Origin of the sequence: Roseateles chitinivorans (assembly GCF_002761755.1) — a bacterium.
Taxonomy (GTDB): Bacteria; Pseudomonadota; Gammaproteobacteria; order Burkholderiales; family Burkholderiaceae_C; genus Roseateles; species Roseateles chitinivorans.
The window spans coordinates 55,881-75,161 of record NZ_PEOG01000025.1; the positions used below are offsets into that span (position 1 = coordinate 55,881).

Here is a 19,281-nt window from a genome sequence, read left to right on the forward strand (position 1 = left end):
GGTTTGTTGCGCGCTGTCAGCGGTCGCCGCAGCACGGGCAGCGCGGGTCGCGCGCGACCTGCAGGTCGGTCCATTCCATCCGCCGCGCGTCCAGCATCAGCAGCCGGCCCGGCAGCGCGGAGCCCATGCCGGCGAGCAGCTTGAGCGCCTCGGCCGCCTGCATGCTGCCGATGATGCCCACCAGCGGCGCGAACACGCCCATCACCGCGCAGCGCTGCTCCTCGGGCGGCTGGTCGGCCGGGAACAGGCAGGCGTAGCAGGGGGACGTCCGCCCGCGGCTGTCGTAGACGCTCAACTGCGCGTCGAAGCCCAGCGCGGCGCCCGAGACCAGCGGCTTGCCGTGCTTCACGCAGGCAGCGTTGACCAGGTGGCGGGTGGGGAAGTTGTCGGTGCAATCCAGCACGACGTCAGCCTGCGGCACGAGCGCGTCCAGCAGCGCGGCGTCGGCCCGCTCGGTGATCGCGCGCACGCGCGGCTCGGGATTGATGGCGGCGATGCCGGCGGCGGCCGACTCGGCCTTGGGCTGGTCCACCCGGGCCAGGCTGTGCGCGATCTGCCGCTGCAGGTTGGTCACGTCGACGCGGTCATGGTCGACCAGCGTGATGCGCCCGACGCCCGCCGTGCCCAGGAACAGCGCCGCCGGCGAGCCCAGCCCGCCCGCGCCGATCACCAGCGCATGCGCGTCCAGCAGGCGCTGCTGGCCCTCGACGCCGATGTCGTCCAGCAGGATGTGGCGCGAGTAGCGCAGCAGTTGGTCGTCATCCATGGCTCATTCCGGCGGGGTCTCGTCGTTGGTCTGCGGCTGGCGCAGCCCCACCTGCAGCGGCAGCTTGAGCAGCTCCTTGCCGCGCTGCACCGCGATCACCGTCTGGCTCTCCGGCCGGAGCGCCGCCACCACGTTGACCAGTTCCCGCGGCGAGCGCACCGACCGGCCACCGACCTCGGTGACGACGTCGCCCGCCTCCAGGCCGGCCTTCGCGGCGGGACTGGCCTTGAAGACCTCCTTGACGAGGACGCCGTGATCGACGGCCAGCTTGAGCGTGTCCACGACCTCCGGGTTGACGTCGCCGGTGATGACGCCGAGCCAGCCGCGCGAGACCTTGCCGTCCTTCACCAGCGCCTCCAGCACCTGGTAGGCGGAGTCCACCGGGATCGCGAAGCCGATGCCCAGGCTGCCGCCGCCGGTGCGCGAGTAGATCGCGGTGTTGATGCCGACCAGCCGGCCCTGCACATCGACCAGCGCGCCGCCGGAATTGCCGGGATTGATGGCGGCGTCGGTCTGGATGAAGTTCTCGAAGGTGCTCAGGCCCAGCTGTGTGCGGCCCAGCGCGCTGACGATGCCGGAGGTGACCGTCTGGCCGACGTTGAAGGGATTGCCGATCGCCAGCACCACGTCGCCGACCTGCAGCTCGCCGGCCTTGCCGGGATGGATCACCGGCAGCGGTGGCGGCAGGGTGATGCGCAGGACGGCCAGGTCGGTCTCGGGATCCGTGCCGACCAGACGCGCGGCGGTGTCGCGTCCATCGGCCAGCTGGACACGGATCTCGGTCGCGCCCGAAACGACATGGTTGTTGGTCAGCACGTAGCCGTCCGGCGAGACGATCACGCCCGAGCCCAGGCCCGTCTGCGGCCGTTGCTGCTGCGGCAGCCGCTTGCCGAAATGGAAACGCAGCCAGGGGTCGGCGTCGATCTCGCGCTGGCTGGGCGCGGGCTTGTTGGCGAGCACCGCGACGACCGCGGGCGACGCCGCCTGGGCCGCCGCCGCGAAGCTGAACTGAACCGCCGCGCGCGGCGGGGCGCCGGCGGCGGCCGGCAGCGTGGGCACGACCTTGGGCGCCTCGTGCAGCCATTCCGGCTTGAGCGTCGACACGACGAAGTAGCCGGCCAGCGCCACCGTGGTGGCCTGGGAGAAAATCAGCCAGGTTTGACGCAAGAGAGATCCTGTCATGGCACATCGCACGGAGCTGGAGCGGCTGCTCGCCGCCACGCTGGAGCCCACGCGGTTCAAGGATTATGGGCCGAACGGTCTGCAGGTCGAGGGCCGCGACCAGATCCGGCAACTGGTGTGCGGGGTCACCGCCAGCCTCGCGCTGATCGACGCCGCCATCGAGGCTGGCGCCGATGCGATCCTGGTCCACCACGGCCTGTTCTGGCGCGGCCAGGACGGCCGCGTCACCGGCTGGATGAAGCAGCGGCTGTCGCGCCTGCTGACGCATGAGATCAACCTGTTCGCCTACCACTTGCCGCTGGACGCGCATCCGGAACTCGGCAACAACGCGCAACTGGCGAAACACCTGGGCTGGGCGGCCGATGGCCGCTTCGGCGAGCAGGACCTGGGCTGCGTCGGCGCGCTGCCGGCCGCGCTCGACACGCTCGATGCGCTGACCGCCCACGTCGGCGAGCGGTTGGGCCGCGCCACCGTGCAGGCGGCCGGCGACGGCCGGGCGCTGCGCCGCGTGGCCTGGTGCACCGGCGGCGCACAGGGCTACTTCGAAGCCGCCATCGCCGCCGGCGCCGACGTCTTCATCACCGGCGAGATCTCCGAGCCGCAGGCCCACTACGCCGCCGAGACCGGTGTCGCGTTCATCGCCGCCGGCCATCACGCGACCGAGCGCTACGGCGTGCAGGCCCTGGGGCGGCAGGTGTCGGAGCAGCTCGGCCTGCACTACCGCTTCATCGACATCCCGAATCCGGCATGAACCGGCCATCTCCTTCTTCCGCGCGCCCCCTGCTCCTGACGATGGGCGACGCCTGCGGCATCGGCCCCGAGATCGCCGTCGCGGCCTGGGCGCGCGACCGTGGCACGGACCTGCGCCTGGTGGGTGACGTCGCGGTCTTCCGGCGCGCGCTCGGCATCGTGGGCCTGGACCTGCCGCTGGCGGTGCTCGAGCATGCCGACGATGTCGCCCCGCCGGACTGCCTGCCGGTCTGGCAGCCGCCGGGCCTGCCCGCGGACCTGGTCGGCCAGCCGCTGGGCCGCGTCAGCGCGGTGGCCGGCGGGGCGGCGGCGCGCTGCATCGTCGCGGCGGTGCATGAGCAGCAGGCCGGCCGCTCGCGAGCGCTGGTCACTGCGCCCATCCACAAGGAGGCGCTGCATGCCGGCGGCATCGACCATCCCGGCCACACCGAACTGCTGCAGGCGCTGTGCGCGGACGCGCAGGGCCAGTTGCCGCCGGTGCGCATGATGCTGGCCAACGACGAACTGCGGGTGGTGCTGGTGACGATTCACGTGGCCCTGCGCCAGGCGGTCGACCAGATCACGACGGGGCGGGTGCTGCAGACGATCCGCATCACCGACGCCGCGTTGCGCCGCGCCGGCCTGGATGCGCCGCGCATCGCCGTGGCGGGCCTGAATCCGCACGCCGGCGAGGGCGGCCTGTTCGGCACCGAGGAGATCGAGCACATCGCGCCGGCGATCGCCCAGGCGCGGACGCTGGGCATCGATGCCCAGGGGCCGTTCGCACCGGACACGGTGTTCATGCGGGCGCGCCATGCACCGCCGCGGCATGTCGGCGAATTCGACGCGGTCGTGGCGATGACCCACGACCAGGGGCTGATCCCGGTGAAGTACCTGGGCGTGGAGGAGGGCGTCAACGTGACCCTGGGCCTGCCGCTGGTGCGAACCAGCCCCGATCACGGCACCGCCTTCGACATCGCCGGCACCGGCCGCGCGGACCCCTCCAGCATGGTCGCGGCGATCCGCATGGCGCGCGCCATGTCGGCCTGAGCGCCGCTCGCGCGCTGGGTGGGACTCCCCCTCCGGAGGGAGTCGGACAGCGTGGAGTCCGCCTCCGTCGACGCCCATAATCGCCGCCATCCATATCGACAGGGGGAGCCAGGATGGAGATCGGGATGATGAGGAGGTGGGCGCGATCCTCGCGGCTGGCCGCGCTGGCGCTGGCCGGCGTGATGCAGTTCGGCGTGCTGGGCACGGCCTCGGCGCAGGAGGTGCATCAGGCGCTGAACGTCTGGTTCGACGTGCTGTTCGACGAGAACGGCCAGGTCACGGACATCAAGCCGATCGACGAGGCATCGCAGTCGGCGGCGTTCTGGCGACAGATGACGGCGCGCCTGCAGAAGGCCAGGATTCAGCCCCGGCAGGAGGAAGGCCGGAACGCCAGCTTCCGCACCGGCGTGCAGCTGTTCCTGAACGTCGACAAGGAGAAGTCCACGGTGGCCATCGGCTCGATGCAGATGGTGCCGATCCCGACGAAGCTGTATTTCGCCGCCTACCCGAAGGACGCCGCAGAGAACGCTGGCTGGGAAGGCGAGCTCAAGATGATCTGCCGCGTCGGTACCGACGGCACCTGCGTGCAGGCGACGGTGGAGATGCCGGCGGGCATGCCGGAGTCGGTGCGCCGCTTCGGGCGGGCGTCGATGGAGCAGTGGCGCTTCAAGCCGCAGGAGGTCAACGGCAAGCCGGTCGAGGGCGAGTACGTCCACCTGATGCGGCTGAAGACCACCGACGACCTGCCGGTGGATTTCCGCGAGCCGCGCAAGCTGTGACCTTCCGCAGCGGCCGGCCGGGCCGGTCGGTCCGGGCGCCGGTCGGCGCCTCAGGACGCCTTGGCGCCCAGCGCCGCGAGCTGCTGCCGCGCGCGCGCGGTGGCCCGCTCCAGCAGGTAGGCATGCTCGAAGGCGCGCAGTCGCTCCGCCTCGCAGAGCTTGCGCAGCATCCGCGCCGTCATCGTCAGCGTCTCCTGATGCTTGTTGCCGTGGGTGAAGATGAAGAAGCTGCGAGTCGCGCTGATATGGGCCAGCCGCACCTTGATCCAGTCGCCATCGCGGTGCATCCGGTAGGCCGTGCCGATCTGCAGGTGATCGATCAGCAGCTCGCCGGCCGGGGGTGACGGATCTTCCTCGGCGGCGGGCAGACCGTCGATGCTGATGTCCACCGCCTGCAGCGGTTGCTGTTCGTCGGCGCCCAGGTCGAGGTCGATGTCGACATGGCCGTCCCAGTCGACATGCTCGTCCTGCACCAGGCCGAGCTGGCGGGCCTCCTCCTCGGACAGCTTCTCGCTCAGGTCGAGGTCCAGCGGCATGGCGCCGGGAGCGGGCAGGTCCTGCTCGCGCGGCGGCGCCATGCCGAACACGGACTCCAGCTGCTTGGCCAGCAGGTTGTACTCGAGCGGGCTGAGCGCCTGGCCCTTCAGCGAATCGGCGTGCGCCGGCAGCAGCTCGGCGAAGAACTTCTTGCGGTCCGGTTCCGGCCAGCGGATCAGGTCCAGGCCTTCGTTGAGCGTGCGCATCAGCACCGGCAGCGAGGCCAGGAAGGCCTGGCGCTGCTGCGGCGTGGTCTTGGGCTGGACCGACAACACCAGATCGCGGCCCATCTGGCGCAGGCGGTCGACCAACGCGGCGTCCAGGTCCGGATGCCGCGACGCATGCACCAGCACCTCGCTCCAGGTCTGGGTGAGGAAGTCGCGCAGGAAGTCCCGCATGTCGACGTTCGCCATCGCCTGCTGCAGCTGCTGCATGTAGCGGCGCTGCAGGCGCAGTTCGGTCTCCTTGCGCTCCAGCAACGCGGCCGCGTCGCCCTGGGCCTTGAGGGCCTCGGAGGTCTGGTCCTCGATGAAATGCTCGAGCTGGACCAGCTTGGACTCGTAGAGGTCCATGCGGTCGAAGTCGCCGCTGACGACGTCCTGGACCAGTTCACGCACCAGCGCGAGGAAGGACTTGCCGGGGTCCTCGGTGAAGTCGTCGTAGGCCGCGGCCAGGGTGGCGATGCGGTTGACCAGGCGACGCACCGGATGCCGGCGCGAGGAGAAGAACGAGCGGTCGCCCAGCGCCGCGCGCAGCACCGGCAGCTGCAGCCGGGCGATCTGCTGCGCCATCAGCGGCGGCAGCTTGGCGTCGGACAGGATCTGGTCGAACAGGCCGGCGACCACGTCGATCACCATGTGGTCGAGCGAGCCGTTGGTCGCCTGCCGCAGTTCGTCGCGATGCAGGTGGATCAGGTTGGGCGGCAGCACGAGCGGCGCGCCTTCGACATAGGTGCCGGGATCGCTGTCCCAGGACTGCCACTGGCTGTTCGCCGGGAGGCCGCCGCCCGTGGTCGGGCCGCCGAGGCCGATGGCCGGCGTCTGCGCCAGCCGGCGCAGCAACTCCATCAGTTGGGCATCGAGCGCGCCGCCGAAACCGCCGCCGGCATAGGCGCCGCCACCGGTCGACGGGTAACCGCCATGGCCACTGCCCTGGAAGCCACCGGCCACCGTGTGCAGGTTGCCGGCGCGACTGCCGTGCAGCGGGTGGAGCGCCCCGGGCATCGTCGCGTACCGGCTGTCGTGCAGGGGAACGCCGGAGGTCGTGGCGCCTTGCACCGAATGGCCACTGCCACCGCTACTGCCGCGTGCAGTGCCGGCGGTCCCTCGCACACGCAGGTCCTGCGGGCGCAGGCCGCGGCTGCGGAAGAGGCCGGCCACGTCGGCATAGCAGGCGCGCATCTCCAGTGCGAGCGCGCGGGTGAGTTCGTCGGTCAGCACCTGGCGGGTGTCGGCGTCGTCGGTGACGGCATTGACCCCTTCGATCAGCGCCTGCGCGATCGCCTGCGGCCGCAGCGGATGGCGGTCCTCGGCCACCCCCGGGATGTCGCCCATGTAGGAGTTGACCTCGCGCAGCTCCCACTCGCTCTGGTGGCCCAGGGCCAGGCCGATGCGATCGGTGGCGACCAGGGTGTTCACCTGGTCGTCGTCCATCAGCGAGAGCTCGTCCCACTGGGTCGGCTTGGGCGCAGCACGCGACGTGCCCGCGGCCGCCGAGCCGCCCGACGGCGTTTCCGCCGCCTGCTGTCGCATCGATTGGTCGAAGCGCTGCGAGAACAGCGCCTGGTGCTTGCGGAAGATGAATTGCGCGGACAGCAGCGCATCCCGCCGCTTGGCCTGCCCGGAGGACAGTGCGGCGAGACCCAGACCTTCGGCGCCGCGCTCCGCGGCTTGTTCCGCCGCCAGGCGCACGCGCTGCAGCGCCGCGTCGACGTGGGGGTTCAGACGATTCATCGAGGCTTCAGGCACATTGTGGTGACCGCACCACATGACAAGTATCGGCGATGGCCATCCCTCGTCCGGGTGGGGCTCACCCGGCTTGTGCGCAAAAGGTGACGATTGATGAAAGCTTTACGCTTTGTCACGTCTCAGCGCGTCGCGAATCTCGCGAAGCAGCTGGATGTCTTCCGGCGGGGGCGCCGGCTCTGCCGGGGCGGCGGGCGTGTCGCGCTTGAGGCGGTTCACCTGTTTCACCATCACGAAAATGATGAAGGCCAGGATGATGAAGTTCAGCAGCACCGTCAGGAAGTTGCCGTAGGCGAAGAGCGGGACGCCGGCCTTGGTGAGCGCCTCGTAGGTCATCGGGCCGGTGTAGTTGGCCGGCGGGTCCGACAGAAGGATGAAGTAGCTGCTGAAGTCCAGCCCACCGACCGCCTTGCCGATGATCGGCATGATCAGGTCCTTGACCACCGAGTCCACGATCTTGCCGAAGGCGGCGCCGATGATCACGCCGACGGCGAGGTCCATGACGTTGCCCTTGACGGCGAACTCACGGAATTCGGTCAAAAAACCCATCGTTTGCTCCTTGTGCTCCACGTGTGCGAAGGCGCCCACTACCAAGCGCTTTCCCGGGTGGCCCTCCGCCTCCGGGCAAGCATCCTAACGGCGTTTGCGCCACGACCGATGTCAACGTGGTGCACCGATGCACATCGGTAGAGCGCCTAGGGGCGGCCCGGAACTTTCTTACCTAGAATCATTGGTTGCCCCTGATCAGAAGTTCCCTGTAAGGACCCTCATGAGTGACCCACAAGTGGACCAAGGCAAGCGCACCTGGCTCATCGCCACCGGCTGCGCGGGAGCAGTAGGCGGCGTGGCCACCGCCGTCCCGTTCGTCAGCACCTTCGCTCCCAGCGAGCGGGCCAAGGCGGCTGGCGCCGCCGTCGAAGTGGACATCGGCGGACTCGCCCCCGGTCAGAAGCTGACCGTCGAGTGGCGCGGCAAGCCGGTGTGGATCGTCCATCGGACCAAGGAGCAGCTGGACGCGCTCAAGTCCAACGACGCGGACCTCGCGGATCCGCAGTCCGACCGCAAGGCCTTTCCCATCCCCGAGTACGCCAAGAACGAGTGGCGCTCGCGCAAGCCCGAGTACCTGGTCGTCGTCGGTATCTGCAGCCACCTGGGCTGCTCGCCGAGCGACAAGTTCCAGTCGGGCCCGCAGCCCTCGCTCCCGGACAACTGGCACGGCGGCTTCCTCTGCCCCTGCCACGGCTCGACCTTCGACATGGCCGGCCGCGTCTTCAAGAACAAGCCTGCGCCCGACAACCTCGAGGTGCCTCCCTACACATTCCTGTCGGACACCAAGCTGTTGATCGGTGAAGACAAGCAGGCCTAACCCGGAGCGAGATTCACGACATGGCTGAATTCAAGGAAGCACCCGCCGGCGCTCCGATGGGCGTCCGGCTCATGACCTGGGTGGACAACCGGTTCCCGGCGTCCAAGCTCTACAAGGAGCACATGTCGGAGTACTACGCTCCGAAGAACTTCAACTGGTGGTACATCTTCGGCTCGCTGGCGCTGCTGGTGCTGGTGATCCAGATCGTCACCGGCATCTTCCTGGTGATGCACTACAAGCCGGACTCGGCGCTGGCCTTCGCGTCGGTCGAGTACATCATGCGGGACGTCCCCTGGGGCTGGCTGATCCGCTACATGCACTCGACGGGCGCCTCGGCGTTCTTCGTCGTGGTCTACCTGCACATGTTCCGCGGGCTGCTGTACGGCTCGTACAGAAAGCCGCGCGAGCTGGTCTGGATCTTCGGCTGCGCGATCTTCCTGTGCCTGATGGCCGAGGCCTTCATGGGCTACCTGCTGCCCTGGGGACAGATGTCCTACTGGGGTGCGCAGGTGATCGTGAACCTGTTCGCCGCCGTGCCGTTCGTCGGCAACGACCTGGCGCTGCTGATCCGTGGCGACTATGTCGTCGGCGATGCCACGCTGAACCGCTTCTTCAGCTTCCACGTGATCGCGGTGCCGCTGGTGCTGCTAGGCCTGGTGGTGGCGCACATCATCGCGCTGCACGAGGTGGGCTCGAACAATCCGGACGGCGTGGAGATCAAGGCCAAGAAGGGGCCGGACGGCCACCCGCTCGACGGCATCCCGTTCCATCCGTACTACACGGTGCACGACATCTTCGGCGTCGGCCTCTTCCTGATGGCCTTCTCCGCGGTGATCTTCTTCGCGCCGGAACTGGGCGGCTACTTCCTCGAGTACAACAACTTCATCCCCGCCGACCCGCTGAAGACGCCGCCTCACATCGCGCCGGTCTGGTACTTCACGCCGTTCTACTCGATGCTGCGCGCCACCACCGACGTGATGGTCCAGGTGCTGTGCGGCGTGATCGGGATCTCCGCGGTCATCACGCTGCTGCGTGGCGGGCTGTCGACGCTGGGCAAGGGGATCGTGGTCGTGGGTGCGGTCGTGGGTATCGCGCTGCTGCTGACCTTCGACGCCAAGTTCTGGGGCGTCGTGGTGATGGGCGGCGCGGTCATCATCCTGTTCTTCCTGCCCTGGCTGGACCACAGCCCGGTCAAGTCGATCCGCTACCGGCCGGACTGGCACAAGTATCTCTATGGGATCTTCGTGCTGCTGTTCCTCGTGCTGGGCTACCTGGGCGTGAAGCCGCCGTCGGATGCGGGAACGATCGTGTCGCAGATCGGCACGCTGTACTACTTCGGCTTCTTCCTGCTGATGCCGTGGTGGAGCAAGGCCGGCCAGTTCAAGCCGGTGCCCGATCGCGTCACGTATCACCCGCACTGAACCGCCAACGTCACGGAGTCGAACGAATGAAGAAAATCATCGCCACGCTGCTGACGTCGCTGTGCCTGGGCGCGGGCCTGACGTCGACGGCGCTCGCGTCGGAGGGCGGGATCGAGTGGGACCGCTTCCCGACGCAGAAGATGAACGACCTGGCCGCGCTGCAGAACGGCGCGAAGCTCTTCGTCAACTACTGCCTGAACTGCCATAGCGCGAACTTTATGCGCTACAACCGGCTCAAGGACATCGGCCTGACCGACGAGCAGATCAAGGGCAACCTGCTGTTCGCCGGAGAGAAGGTCGGCGAGACGATGAAGGTCTCGCTGGACCCGAAACAGGCCAAGGACTGGTTCGGGGCGACGCCGCCCGACCTGACCGTCATTGCCCGTTCGCGGGCGGACGGTGCCAAGGGAACGGGGGCGGATTACCTGTATACCTACCTCAGAAAGTACTACCGGGACGAAACCAAGGCCACGGGATGGAATAATCTCGCTTTCCCCAGCGTGGCGATGCCGCATGTGCTGTGGGAACTCCAGGGCGTCCGCACCGCCAGGTTCGAGGAGGAAAAGGACCCGCACGACCACAACAAGGTCGTGCATGTCTTCAAGGGCTTCGAACAGGTCACGCCCGGGACGATGACACCGCAGCAGTACGACGAGTCCGTCGCCGACCTGGTCGCCTATCTCCAATGGATGGGCGAACCGGCGCAGGGGCTCCGTTTCCGGCTCGGCATCATCGTGGTGCTGTTCCTGCTGGGGTTCACCGTGTTCGCCTGGCGCTTGAACGCTTCCTTCTGGAAGGACGTCAAGTAAGTACCGATGGCTCGGCCGCTGGCCGGGCCCTCAAGCGCAGTGGGGCGCCGAACAGGCTCCCACTGCGTTGTCGTTTGTTTGTTTGGTCTTTGACCACGCCGGCCGCTGGCTGGTGTTGTTGTTAGAAAACGAGGACGCCGAGAGGCGTCGATCAGGAGTCCACTGCCATGATGGTGCTTTATTCCGGAACCACTTGCCCCTACTCGCACCGTTGCCGGTTCGTGCTGTTCGAGAAGGGCATGGACTTCGAGATCCGTGATGTCGACCTCTTCGCCAAGCCCGAGGACATCGCGCTGATGAACCCGTACAACGAGGTGCCGATCCTGGTCGAGCGCGACCTCATCCTGTACGAGTCGCACATCATCAACGAGTACATCGACGAGCGCTTCCCGCATCCGCAGCTGATGCCCGGCGATCCGGTGGCCCGCGCGCGCGTGCGCCTGTTCCTGTTCAACTTCGAGAAGGAACTGTTCGCCCACGTCAATGTGCTGGAGAACCGCGGCCAGTCGGTCAAGCCGACCGAGAAGCAGCTGGAGAAGGCCCGTTCGCAGATCCGCGACCGCCTCACGCAGCTGGCGCCGATCTTCCTGAAGAACAAGTACATGCTGGGCGACGACTTCTCGATGCTGGACGTCGCGATCGCGCCGCTGCTGTGGCGCCTGGACTACTACGGCATCGACATGTCGAAGAACGCGGTGCCCCTGCTGAAGTATGCGGAGCGGATCTTCTCGCGTCCGGCCTACATCGAGGCGCTGACGCCGTCCGAGAAGGTGATGCGCAAGTAATACACTGCCTCCCCATGGATGACAGCAAGGATGGCGGCGGGCTTGCCGCCAGTTCGACGCGGCCGTATCTGATCCGCGCCCTGCACGAGTGGTGTACCGACAACGGGTTCACGCCCTACATCGCGGTCCATGTGGACCGCACGGTGCAGGTTCCGCTCGAGTACGTGAGCAACAACGAGATCGTGCTCAACGTGGGTTTCGACGCGACCAGCAATCTGGACCTGGGCAATGAACTGATCCAGTTCAAGGCCCGGTTCGGCGGCGTGGCGCGCGAGATCATCGTGCCGGTCGATCATGTGGTGGCGATCTACGCGCGGGAGAACGGGCAGGGCATGGCCTTCCCGCCGCCGAGCCCGGAGGAGGCGACCGCCGCCGCGCGTGGCCCGGCGGCAAGCGCTCCGCGCGGCCTGCGGCTGGCGTCCGAGGGCGATGGCCACGGCCAGAGCGAGACCAAGCCCGAACCCGTCGCTCCGCCGACGCCGGTGGTGGCGCCCACGCCGGACGACGACGATCCGGGCGCGGGTCCGTCGGGCGGCCGCCCGGCGCTCAAGCGCATCAAGTGATCGTCCAGATGAGGGGATGAACGGGCTGTTTTCGTTCATCGACCCTCGTCGCTGCGTCTAGAATGCAGCCCGCGTCGCAATCGCTGCGGCGCGCCAGTTTTCCGTGTGCCGGCTTAGCTCAGTTGGTAGAGCAACCGCCTTGTAAGCGGTAGGTCATCAGTTCGAATCCGATAGCCGGCACCATCGAACACGCCCGAAGCCCCGTTCGTCCATTGACGAGCGGGGCTTCAGTCTTTCTGGGGGGGGCTGGGGCTGGCCTTGCCAGGCGCGCTTCACGTCGCTTCAGGACTGGCGCACCCGGATCCGCAGTTCGCCCTCGAGCAATAGCCCTTCCTCGTGCAGCAGCCGCAGCAGCGTCGGCTGCAGATGGCGCAGCTTGGCGGCGATCGCCGCGTTGTCGGCGACCAGGGTCCAGCCCTGCTCGTCGAGCGTGCCGGCCTGGACGAAGCGCTTCATCGCGCCCGGCAGCGCCACGCTCACCGTGGCCAGGTGCCGCTGCGACAGGGCCAGCTGCTGGCCCAGCCGCGCCAGCACGCCGTGCTGCGACATCGCCCGGCCGAAGTCCAGCGGATCGGGCGCTTCGGGTTTGACGCGGGGAGGCAGGTAGCGGGGTGGCATGGGTCGGCAGTGTAGTCCCGGCACTGGAAAACCCGCATCCGGACCGCGATCCCGCCCGCCCCGGCTGGCCGGGCCGCACGAGGGCCGGGTGCTAAACTCCGCCGGTTTTTTTCCGCGCTGGCGCTTGCAGGCCGGGGTTCTCGTCCCCAACTGCACCGGTCGCGCGGAACCGCCCTCGGAGGCCGCCCACGAGGCGGTCCGCGGGCGTCCCAGCCCGGTCGACCGGGCCCCACAAAAGAACTTCACGAAGCCGCATGTTGCCCAAGCTTTTGACCCAGATTTTCGGCAGTCGGAACGAGCGCCTGCTCAAGACCTACCGCAAGGTCGTCCAGCAGATCAACGCGCTGGAACCGCAGTTCGAAGGCCTGAGCGACGACCAGTTGCGCGCCAAGACCGAGGAGTTCAAGCAGCGCATCGCCAAGGGCGAGACCGTCGACGACATCCTGCCCGAGGCCTTCGCCGTCTGCCGTGAAGGCAGCAAGCGCGTCCTCAAGATGCGCCACTTCGACGTGCAGCTGATCGGCGGCATGGTCCTGAACGCCGGCAAGATCGCCGAAATGCGCACCGGCGAAGGCAAGACCCTGATGGCCACGCTGCCGGTCTACCTGAACGCGCTGACCGGCAAGGGCGTGCATGTGGTGACGGTCAACGACTACCTCGCGCGCCGCGACGCCGAGTGGATGGGCCGCCTGTACCGCTTCCTCGGCCTGACGGTCGGCATCAACTACTCCGGCCTGCCGCGCGACGAGAAGCAGGCCGCGTACAACGCCGACGTCACCTACGGCACCAACAACGAGTACGGCTTCGACCACCTGCGCGACAACATGGTCTACGAGGTGCGCGACCGCGTGCAGCGCGGGCTGGCCTACGCGATCGTCGACGAGGTGGACTCGATCCTGATCGACGAGGCGCGCACGCCGCTGATCATCTCCGGCCAGGCCGAGGATCACACGCAGTTGTACGTCGCGATCAACGCGGTCGCGCCGCAGCTCAAGCGCCAGATCGGCGAGCTGGATCCGCGCACCGGCGAGGGCGTCATCGAGCCGGGCGATTTCACCGTCGACGAGAAGTCGCACCAGATCTACCTGACCGAGGACGGTCACGAGAACGCCGAGCGGCTGCTGTCGCAGGCCGGGCTGCTGGCCGAGGGCGCGTCGCTGTACGACGCCGCCAACATCACGCTGATGCACCACCTGTACGCCTCGCTGCGGGCGCACCACGTGTATCACCGCGACACGCATTACGTCGTGCAGAACGGCGAGGTCGTGATCGTCGACGAGTTCACCGGCCGCCTGATGACGGGCCGCCGCTGGAGCGACGGCCTGCACCAGGCCGTCGAGGCGAAGGAAGGCGTGCAGATCCAGGCCGAGAACCAGACGCTGGCCTCGGTCACCTTCCAGAACTACTTCCGCATGTACGGCAAGCTGTCCGGCATGACCGGCACGGCCGACACCGAGGCCTACGAGTTCCAGGAGATCTACGGCCTGGAGACCGTGGTCATCCCGCCCAACCGCCCGACCGTGCGCAAGGACGAGCTGGACCTGGTCTACAAGACGACCAAGGAAAAGTACGACGCCGTCACGCAGGACATTCGCGACTGTCACGAGCGCGGCCAGCCGGTGCTGGTGGGCACGACCTCGATCGAGAACTCGGAGAAGGTCTCCGAGCTGCTGAAGGCCGCAGGCCTGCCGCACCAGGTGCTGAACGCCAAGCAGCATGCGCGCGAGGCGGACATCATCACCCAGGCCGGTCGTCCGGGCGTGATCACCATCGCGACCAACATGGCCGGCCGCGGCACCGACATCGTGCTGGGCGGCAGCATCGAGAAGGACGTCGTCGCCATCGAGAACGACGAGTCGCTCTCCGACGCCGACAAGCACGCGCGGATCGCCGCGCTGAAGGCCGACTGGCAGAAGCTGCACGACCAGGTCAAGGCCGCCGGCGGCCTGCGCGTGATCTCGACCGAGCGCCACGAGAGCCGCCGCATCGACAACCAGCTGCGCGGCCGTTCCGGCCGCCAGGGCGACCCGGGCTCGTCGCGCTTCTACCTGTCGCTGGACGACCAGCTGATGCGCATCTTCGCCGGCGATCGCGTGCGCGCGATCATGGACCGGCTCAAGATGCCCGAGGGCGAGGCGATCGAGGCCGGCATCGTGACGCGCTCGATCGAGAGCGCGCAGCGCAAGGTCGAGGCCCGCAACTTCGACATCCGCAAGCAGCTGCTCGAGTACGACGACGTCTCCAACGACCAGCGCAAGGTCATCTACCAGCAGCGCAACGAGATCCTCGAGGCCGAGGAGCTGCTGCCGCAGATCACCCATCTGCGCCACGGCACGCTGACGGACGTGGTCCGCGGCTTCGTGCCGGAGGAGTCGCTGGAAGAGCAATGGGACCTGGTCGCGCTGGAGCGCGTGCTGCGCGACGAGTGGAAGCTCGAGGTGCCGCTGGGCGAGATGCTCAAGAAGAGCGAGACGCTGACCGACGAGGATGTGCTGGCTGCCGTGCTCAAGGCGGGCGACGCCGCGTTCCAGGACAAGCTGGACCGCGTCGGCCTGGAGCAGTTCATGCCGTTCATGCGCATGGTGCTGCTGCAGAGCATCGACCAGCACTGGCGCGAGCATCTGGCCTCGCTGGACTACCTGCGCCAGGGCATTCACCTGCGCGGCTATGCGCAGAAGAACCCCAAGCAGGAATACAAGCGCGAGGCCTTCGAGCTGTTCTCGCAACTGCTGGACGCGGTGAAGCTGGAAGTGACCCGGGTGCTGCTGAACGTGCGCATCCAGTCGCAGGAAGAGGCGACCGCCGCTGCCGACGCGATCGAACAGCGCGCCGAGAACGTCAGCAACGTTACCTACACCCATCCGAACGAGGATGGCTCGGTGTCGCAGGATGCGGCGCCGGTGGCGGGCGGCACGCAGGCCGTGCCGGCCGAGTGGGGCCATGTCGGCCGCAACGATCCCTGCCCGTGCGGCAGCGGCAAGAAGTTCAAGAGCTGCCACGGCAAGCTGGCCTGAGCCAGGTCCGGACCCAGGTCCAGGACGAAGCCCAGACCCAGCCCCAGGGCCAGGGCCAGGGCCAGGGCCAGGGCCAGGGCCAGGGCCGATGGTCCTCCCGTATGACAACGGCGCCTCTTCGTGGGCGCCGTTGTCGTTGAGGCCCCCCATCATCCGGAGAGACCTCGGAGGTCGCTCGGAGAGACTCCCTCCCCCCGCTTGCGCGGAGAGGGCAGGGGTGAGGGGCCGCGCGCGCCAAGGCGAGGCCGGCACGCTCCTACAATCCCGCGCGCGGGCGGCGACGCTCGCGCTCACCCCGAACGCCCGCGTTCGGAAGCTGACCCTTCAACGACCGCCCACCATGCCCGTCAACCTGACCGCCCCCGATCCGCAATCCCTGCTGCCCGTGCCTGGCGTGCGCCTGGGCGTCACGATGGCCGGGGTGCGCAAGGCCAACCGCCGCGACCTGACGGTGATCGCGCTCGACGAGGGCGCCAGCGTCGCTGGCGTCTTTACCGCCAACCGCTTCTGCGCCGCGCCGGTGCAGGTCTGCCGCGAGCACCTCGCGTCGGGCTCGGCGATCCGCGCGATCGTCATCAACACCGGCAATGCCAACGCCGGCACCGGCGCCGATGGCCTGGCGCGCGCCCGCCAGACCTGCGACGCGCTCGCCGCCGAGTTGAAGCTCGACCCGAAGCAGGTGCTGCCCTTCTCGACCGGCGTGATCATGGAGACGCTGCCGGTCGACCGCATCGTCGCCGGCCTGCCCGCCGCGATCGCCGCGCTCAAACCCGAGCACTGGGGCGAGGCGGCCGCCGGCATCATGACCACGGACACGCTGCCCAAGGCCTGCTCGCGCCAACTCACGATCGGCGGCCGGACGGTCACCATCTCCGGCGTGTCCAAGGGCGCCGGCATGATCCGCCCGAACATGGCGACGATGCTGGGCTTCGTCGCCACCGACGCGGTCCTCGCGCCGGAGCTGCTGCAGCCCCTGGTCAAGGAAGCGGCCGACCTGTCCTTCAATCGCATCACCATCGATGGCGACACGTCGACGAACGACTCGTTCGTATTGATCGCGACGCATCAGGCGGGCCATGAACGCATCACCTCGCTGACCAGCGCCGAAGGCCGCGCGCTGCGCGACGCGGTGGTGGCGGTGTCGCAGCAGCTGGCGCAGGCGATCGTCCGCGACGGCGAGGGCGCGACCAAGTTCATCTCGGTGGTGGTGCAGGGCGGCAGGACCGAGGACGAGTGCCGCAAGGCGGCCTACGCGATCGCGCACTCGCCGCTGGTCAAGACGGCGTTCTTCGCCAGCGACCCGAACCTGGGCCGCATCCTGGCGGCGGTCGGCTATGCCGGCATCGACGACCTCGACCAGGGCCTGATCGACCTGTACCTCGACGACGTGCATGTCGTCACCCAAGGGGGGCGTCGTCCCGAGTACAAGGAAGAGGACGGCCAGCGCGTGATGAAGCAGAGCGAGATCACCGTGCGGGTGCACCTGAACCGCGGCCCGGCCGAGACCACCGTCTGGACCTGCGACTTCAGCCACGAGTACGTGACGATCAACGCGGACTACCGCTCCTGATCGAGGCCGCCCGCGGCGGCGGTCGAGTCGGTGAATGACGCGCGAACGGCGGCCCTCGGGCCGCCGTCGTCGTTATCGCCACCGCCGCGGCGCTGATCGGCGGGCAGGTGACCGCTGCCGGCCGCCGACGTCAGAAATCGACCGCGCGGGTGCCGCGAATGCCGCGCGCCAGCAGCGTCGCGTTGATGAGCTGCGCTTCCTCGCGGCTGCCGAAAGGCCAGACGGCGGCGCGCCAGCCGTCCTTGGTCTGGAAGACCTCGCCGTTGGGGACGGCGTTGCCGCCCAGCGTCTGGCCGATCATCTCGCGCATGCGCGCCAGCTGGGCCTCGGCATCGGCCTTGCTCTTCTGTGCCGGGCCGACCAGCGCCACCAGCTTGCCGCCGGGCGCGGCGTCGCGCTTCATCAGGTTGCCGAGTCCGGCGTCATCGACGCTCACCCGACGCTCGGTCTCCGGCGCCGAGGCGGCCGGCTTCGCGGCATCCGGCGCCGATGCTGCCTTCGCGGCGGCCGCCGCCGCCTGCTCGCGCTGCGCCCGCTCCACACCGCTTTGCAACGTCGGGCGGATGCTCGGGATCATCGGGGCGCTCGGCGGCGTGGCGGGGACCGCGGCGCTCGACGCGGCCGAGGCGGAGGGTGAGGGGACGACTTCCGAGGCGGCCGCGCTCGCGGCCGTCAGCGGATCGGACGCTGCGGCGGTGGGTGCCGATGCCGATCCCGATGCGGCGGAGGCCTCCAGGGCCGCCTGCGCGAGGGCCGCCGAGGCTGCCGACGCCGCCGCTGCCGCGGAGGCTGCCGAGGCGGCTTCGGCCGCGGCCTGCGCGGCGAGTTCCTCCGACGGCCTGGACGACGGCCACAGCGCCCAGACAGCGGCGATGAGCACCAGCGCGGCCATGCTGGCGGTGACGCCCAGCCGCGCCGGATCCAGCGCGCGGCGACCCAGCACCCGATCGCGACGGCCGACGAGCACCCGGCGACGGGCCGGGCCTGCATCGAAGGCGGCGCTCAGCAGCACCAATTCCATCGGCCATGCACCAGCCTGGTTCGTGTCGGCCGCCAGCGCCCGTTCATCGATCTCGACGCGCCGCAGCGGCAGCTCATCCGGCGCCGCGGTGAAGCCGTGATCCAGCGCCATCGCGGCCACGGCCGAGGTCTTCAGGCCCGGGATGAACTCGTCGACCCAGGCCGGCCGAGGTCCGCTGCCCGCGGGCTTGCGCTGCCAGGGCAGGCGCCGCTTCGCCGGGGACGGCGGCGCGGTCTCGGCAGGCGCGGCGGCGGCCTCCAGGCTCGGCTCCTTGGGCAGGGCCTGCGCCATGAAGGGCAGGGCGACGGCCCCGACGGTGTGCACGTCCGCGATGCCGATGCGACGGGCCAGCGGATGCTTGTTGTGCCAGTTCACCAGCAGCCAGGCGACGACGTCCGGCGACGGTCCTTCCCACGGCGCGGCCGGCGCGGCGGGGGCGGACGTGGCGGCGGGCGCGGCCGCGGTGCCGTCGGGCGGCGGGGCGGTCGGGTCGACGTCGGGCGAGGCGGGGGTATCGTCCATGGCGCCGGCCATTGTGCGTCAGGCCTTCGCGGCCCGATCGCCGCGCGACCGGGGCGAACGCCCTGGAATTCGAGGCTTCGGCCCGGCCCCCGCGCCTTGAGAAGCGGGCATGGGATTTGTATGGTGGAACGCATGTCGTCCCCGCCGCCCTCGCCCCCTGGATCCCCCCTGCCGCCCGCCGAGCTGCCGCCCGCTGGCGCCGACGCGCGCACTCGCGTGCTGGTCGTGCAGGCGCTGAGCGTGCAGCCGCTGGCTGCCGTGCTGGAGGAGAGCGGCTACGAGTTGCTGCGGGCCGCGGACGCGATCGCGGCGATCGACGGCCTGGCCGCGCGGCCGTCGCTGGTGGTCATGGACATGACCTTGCCCGACCTGCCGGGCGACGCTCCGCTCGCGCTGCTGCGGCGGCTGGCCGCGGGCCCGGCGCCGGTGCTGACGCTGAGCCGGCCGCAGGACCCGCCGCGGATCGCCGCGCTGCTGGCCGCCGGCGCCGCCGAGTGCTTGATCCACCCGTTGAGGTCGATCAAGGACCCCGGACCTTCGCGCCAGAAGCCACACCGGGCCGCACCGGTGCGGACCTAGCATCGC

The 19,281-nt window shown here is 69.1% G+C and carries 17 protein-coding genes and 1 tRNA gene; 12 read left to right on the top strand and 6 right to left on the bottom strand.

Annotated elements, in window-relative coordinates:
• Positions 1-16: 16 nt before the first annotated feature.
• Together CS062_RS11210 and CS062_RS11215 are read right to left on the bottom strand one after the other, a co-directional pair.
• On the bottom strand, positions 17-766 hold the full coding sequence (locus CS062_RS11210; protein WP_099861725.1) for a HesA/MoeB/ThiF family protein: 750 nt from the start codon (positions 764-766) through the stop codon (positions 17-19).
• A gap of 3 nt (positions 767-769) precedes the next feature.
• Positions 770-1,933 (bottom strand): trypsin-like peptidase domain-containing protein, encoded by a 1,164-nt coding sequence (locus tag CS062_RS11215; RefSeq protein WP_099861726.1) that lies wholly within the window; start codon positions 1,931-1,933, stop codon positions 770-772.
• 13 nt (positions 1,934-1,946) lie between these two features.
• Between CS062_RS11215 and CS062_RS11220 the strand changes: the two genes are divergently transcribed.
• From CS062_RS11220 to CS062_RS11230, 3 genes are all read left to right on the top strand, one after another.
• Positions 1,947-2,699, top strand: coding sequence for a Nif3-like dinuclear metal center hexameric protein (locus CS062_RS11220; protein WP_099861727.1), 753 nt, complete (start codon positions 1,947-1,949; stop codon positions 2,697-2,699).
• On the top strand, positions 2,696-3,727 hold the full coding sequence (gene pdxA, locus CS062_RS11225; RefSeq protein ID WP_099861728.1) for a 4-hydroxythreonine-4-phosphate dehydrogenase PdxA: 1,032 nt from the start codon (positions 2,696-2,698) through the stop codon (positions 3,725-3,727). The genes CS062_RS11220 and pdxA overlap by 4 nt, the downstream gene beginning before the upstream one ends.
• Before the next feature lie 125 nt (positions 3,728-3,852).
• On the top strand, positions 3,853-4,506 hold the full coding sequence (locus CS062_RS11230) for an energy transducer TonB (protein WP_158238753.1): 654 nt from the start codon (positions 3,853-3,855) through the stop codon (positions 4,504-4,506).
• A 50-nt stretch (positions 4,507-4,556) separates the two neighbouring features.
• Here CS062_RS11230 and CS062_RS11235 read toward each other — a convergent pair whose 3' ends face one another.
• Positions 4,557-6,995 (bottom strand): DUF1631 family protein, encoded by a 2,439-nt coding sequence (locus CS062_RS11235; RefSeq protein WP_158238754.1) that lies wholly within the window; start codon positions 6,993-6,995, stop codon positions 4,557-4,559.
• A gap of 117 nt (positions 6,996-7,112) precedes the next feature.
• The gene (gene mscL, locus CS062_RS11240; RefSeq protein ID WP_099861731.1) at positions 7,113-7,556 is read right to left on the bottom strand and encodes a large conductance mechanosensitive channel protein MscL; all 444 of its coding nucleotides are present in this window, start codon (positions 7,554-7,556) and stop codon (positions 7,113-7,115) included.
• Between the two features lie 220 nt (positions 7,557-7,776).
• On the opposite strand from mscL, the gene petA reads away from it, so the two are divergent.
• The 6 genes from petA to CS062_RS11270 all read left to right on the top strand — a co-directional run bounded on the left by petA (position 7,777) and on the right by CS062_RS11270 (position 12,134).
• On the top strand, positions 7,777-8,373 hold the full coding sequence (gene petA / locus CS062_RS11245) for a ubiquinol-cytochrome c reductase iron-sulfur subunit (RefSeq protein WP_099861732.1): 597 nt from the start codon (positions 7,777-7,779) through the stop codon (positions 8,371-8,373).
• A gap of 20 nt (positions 8,374-8,393) precedes the next feature.
• Complete coding sequence (locus CS062_RS11250; protein ID WP_099861733.1) at positions 8,394-9,794, top strand: cytochrome b; 1,401 nt, start codon at positions 8,394-8,396, stop codon at positions 9,792-9,794.
• Between the two features lie 26 nt (positions 9,795-9,820).
• Positions 9,821-10,603, top strand: a complete 783-nt coding sequence (locus CS062_RS11255) for a cytochrome c1 (protein ID WP_099861734.1) — start codon at positions 9,821-9,823, stop codon at positions 10,601-10,603.
• A 167-nt stretch (positions 10,604-10,770) separates the two neighbouring features.
• On the top strand, positions 10,771-11,388 hold the full coding sequence (locus CS062_RS11260; protein WP_091721758.1) for a glutathione S-transferase N-terminal domain-containing protein: 618 nt from the start codon (positions 10,771-10,773) through the stop codon (positions 11,386-11,388).
• A gap of 14 nt (positions 11,389-11,402) precedes the next feature.
• Entirely contained in the window at positions 11,403-11,951 is a 549-nt protein-coding gene (locus CS062_RS11265; RefSeq protein WP_099861735.1) for a ClpXP protease specificity-enhancing factor, read from the top strand.
• Positions 11,952-12,058: 107 nt separating this feature from the next.
• Positions 12,059-12,134: transfer RNA gene (locus tag CS062_RS11270), tRNA-Thr, on the top strand.
• Positions 12,135-12,233: 99 nt separating this feature from the next.
• On the opposite strand, the gene CS062_RS11275 is transcribed toward CS062_RS11270, so the two are convergent.
• Entirely contained in the window at positions 12,234-12,569 is a 336-nt protein-coding gene (locus CS062_RS11275; protein ID WP_099861736.1) for a hypothetical protein, read from the bottom strand.
• A 254-nt stretch (positions 12,570-12,823) separates the two neighbouring features.
• Between CS062_RS11275 and secA the strand changes: the two genes are divergently transcribed.
• Complete coding sequence (gene secA / locus CS062_RS11280; protein ID WP_099861737.1) at positions 12,824-15,583, top strand: preprotein translocase subunit SecA; 2,760 nt, start codon at positions 12,824-12,826, stop codon at positions 15,581-15,583.
• Positions 15,584-15,923: 340 nt separating this feature from the next.
• Positions 15,924-17,153, top strand: a complete 1,230-nt coding sequence (argJ, locus tag CS062_RS11285) for a bifunctional glutamate N-acetyltransferase/amino-acid acetyltransferase ArgJ (protein WP_099861738.1) — start codon at positions 15,924-15,926, stop codon at positions 17,151-17,153.
• Between the two features lie 130 nt (positions 17,154-17,283).
• Here argJ and CS062_RS11290 read toward each other — a convergent pair whose 3' ends face one another.
• Positions 17,284-18,696, bottom strand: coding sequence for a hypothetical protein (locus CS062_RS11290; protein ID WP_158238755.1), 1,413 nt, complete (start codon positions 18,694-18,696; stop codon positions 17,284-17,286).
• A 132-nt stretch (positions 18,697-18,828) separates the two neighbouring features.
• Here CS062_RS11290 and CS062_RS11295 point away from each other — a divergent pair, with 132 nt between their 5' ends.
• Positions 18,829-19,275 (top strand): response regulator, encoded by a 447-nt coding sequence (locus tag CS062_RS11295; protein WP_158238756.1) that lies wholly within the window; start codon positions 18,829-18,831, stop codon positions 19,273-19,275.
• Positions 19,276-19,281 lie beyond the last annotated feature (6 nt).

Coding starts and splice junctions, on each gene's coding strand:
- CS062_RS11210 (WP_099861725.1), bottom strand. CDS start 766: ATGGATGACGACCAACTGCTGCGCTACTCGCGCCACATCCTGCTGGAC.
- CS062_RS11220 (WP_099861727.1), top strand. CDS start 1,947: ATGGCACATCGCACGGAGCTGGAGCGGCTGCTCGCCGCCACGCTGGAG.
- pdxA (WP_099861728.1), top strand. CDS start 2,696: ATGAACCGGCCATCTCCTTCTTCCGCGCGCCCCCTGCTCCTGACGATG.
- CS062_RS11230 (WP_158238753.1), top strand. CDS start 3,853: ATGATGAGGAGGTGGGCGCGATCCTCGCGGCTGGCCGCGCTGGCGCTG.
- CS062_RS11235 (WP_158238754.1), bottom strand. CDS start 6,995: ATGAATCGTCTGAACCCCCACGTCGACGCGGCGCTGCAGCGCGTGCGC.
- mscL (WP_099861731.1), bottom strand. CDS start 7,556: ATGGGTTTTTTGACCGAATTCCGTGAGTTCGCCGTCAAGGGCAACGTC.
- petA (WP_099861732.1), top strand. CDS start 7,777: ATGAGTGACCCACAAGTGGACCAAGGCAAGCGCACCTGGCTCATCGCC.
- CS062_RS11250 (WP_099861733.1), top strand. CDS start 8,394: ATGGCTGAATTCAAGGAAGCACCCGCCGGCGCTCCGATGGGCGTCCGG.
- CS062_RS11255 (WP_099861734.1), top strand. CDS start 9,821: ATGAAGAAAATCATCGCCACGCTGCTGACGTCGCTGTGCCTGGGCGCG.
- CS062_RS11260 (WP_091721758.1), top strand. CDS start 10,771: ATGATGGTGCTTTATTCCGGAACCACTTGCCCCTACTCGCACCGTTGC.
- CS062_RS11265 (WP_099861735.1), top strand. CDS start 11,403: ATGGATGACAGCAAGGATGGCGGCGGGCTTGCCGCCAGTTCGACGCGG.
- CS062_RS11275 (WP_099861736.1), bottom strand. CDS start 12,569: ATGCCACCCCGCTACCTGCCTCCCCGCGTCAAACCCGAAGCGCCCGAT.
- secA (WP_099861737.1), top strand. CDS start 12,824: ATGTTGCCCAAGCTTTTGACCCAGATTTTCGGCAGTCGGAACGAGCGC.
- argJ (WP_099861738.1), top strand. CDS start 15,924: ATGCCCGTCAACCTGACCGCCCCCGATCCGCAATCCCTGCTGCCCGTG.
- CS062_RS11290 (WP_158238755.1), bottom strand. CDS start 18,696: ATGGACGATACCCCCGCCTCGCCCGACGTCGACCCGACCGCCCCGCCG.
- CS062_RS11295 (WP_158238756.1), top strand. CDS start 18,829: ATGTCGTCCCCGCCGCCCTCGCCCCCTGGATCCCCCCTGCCGCCCGCC.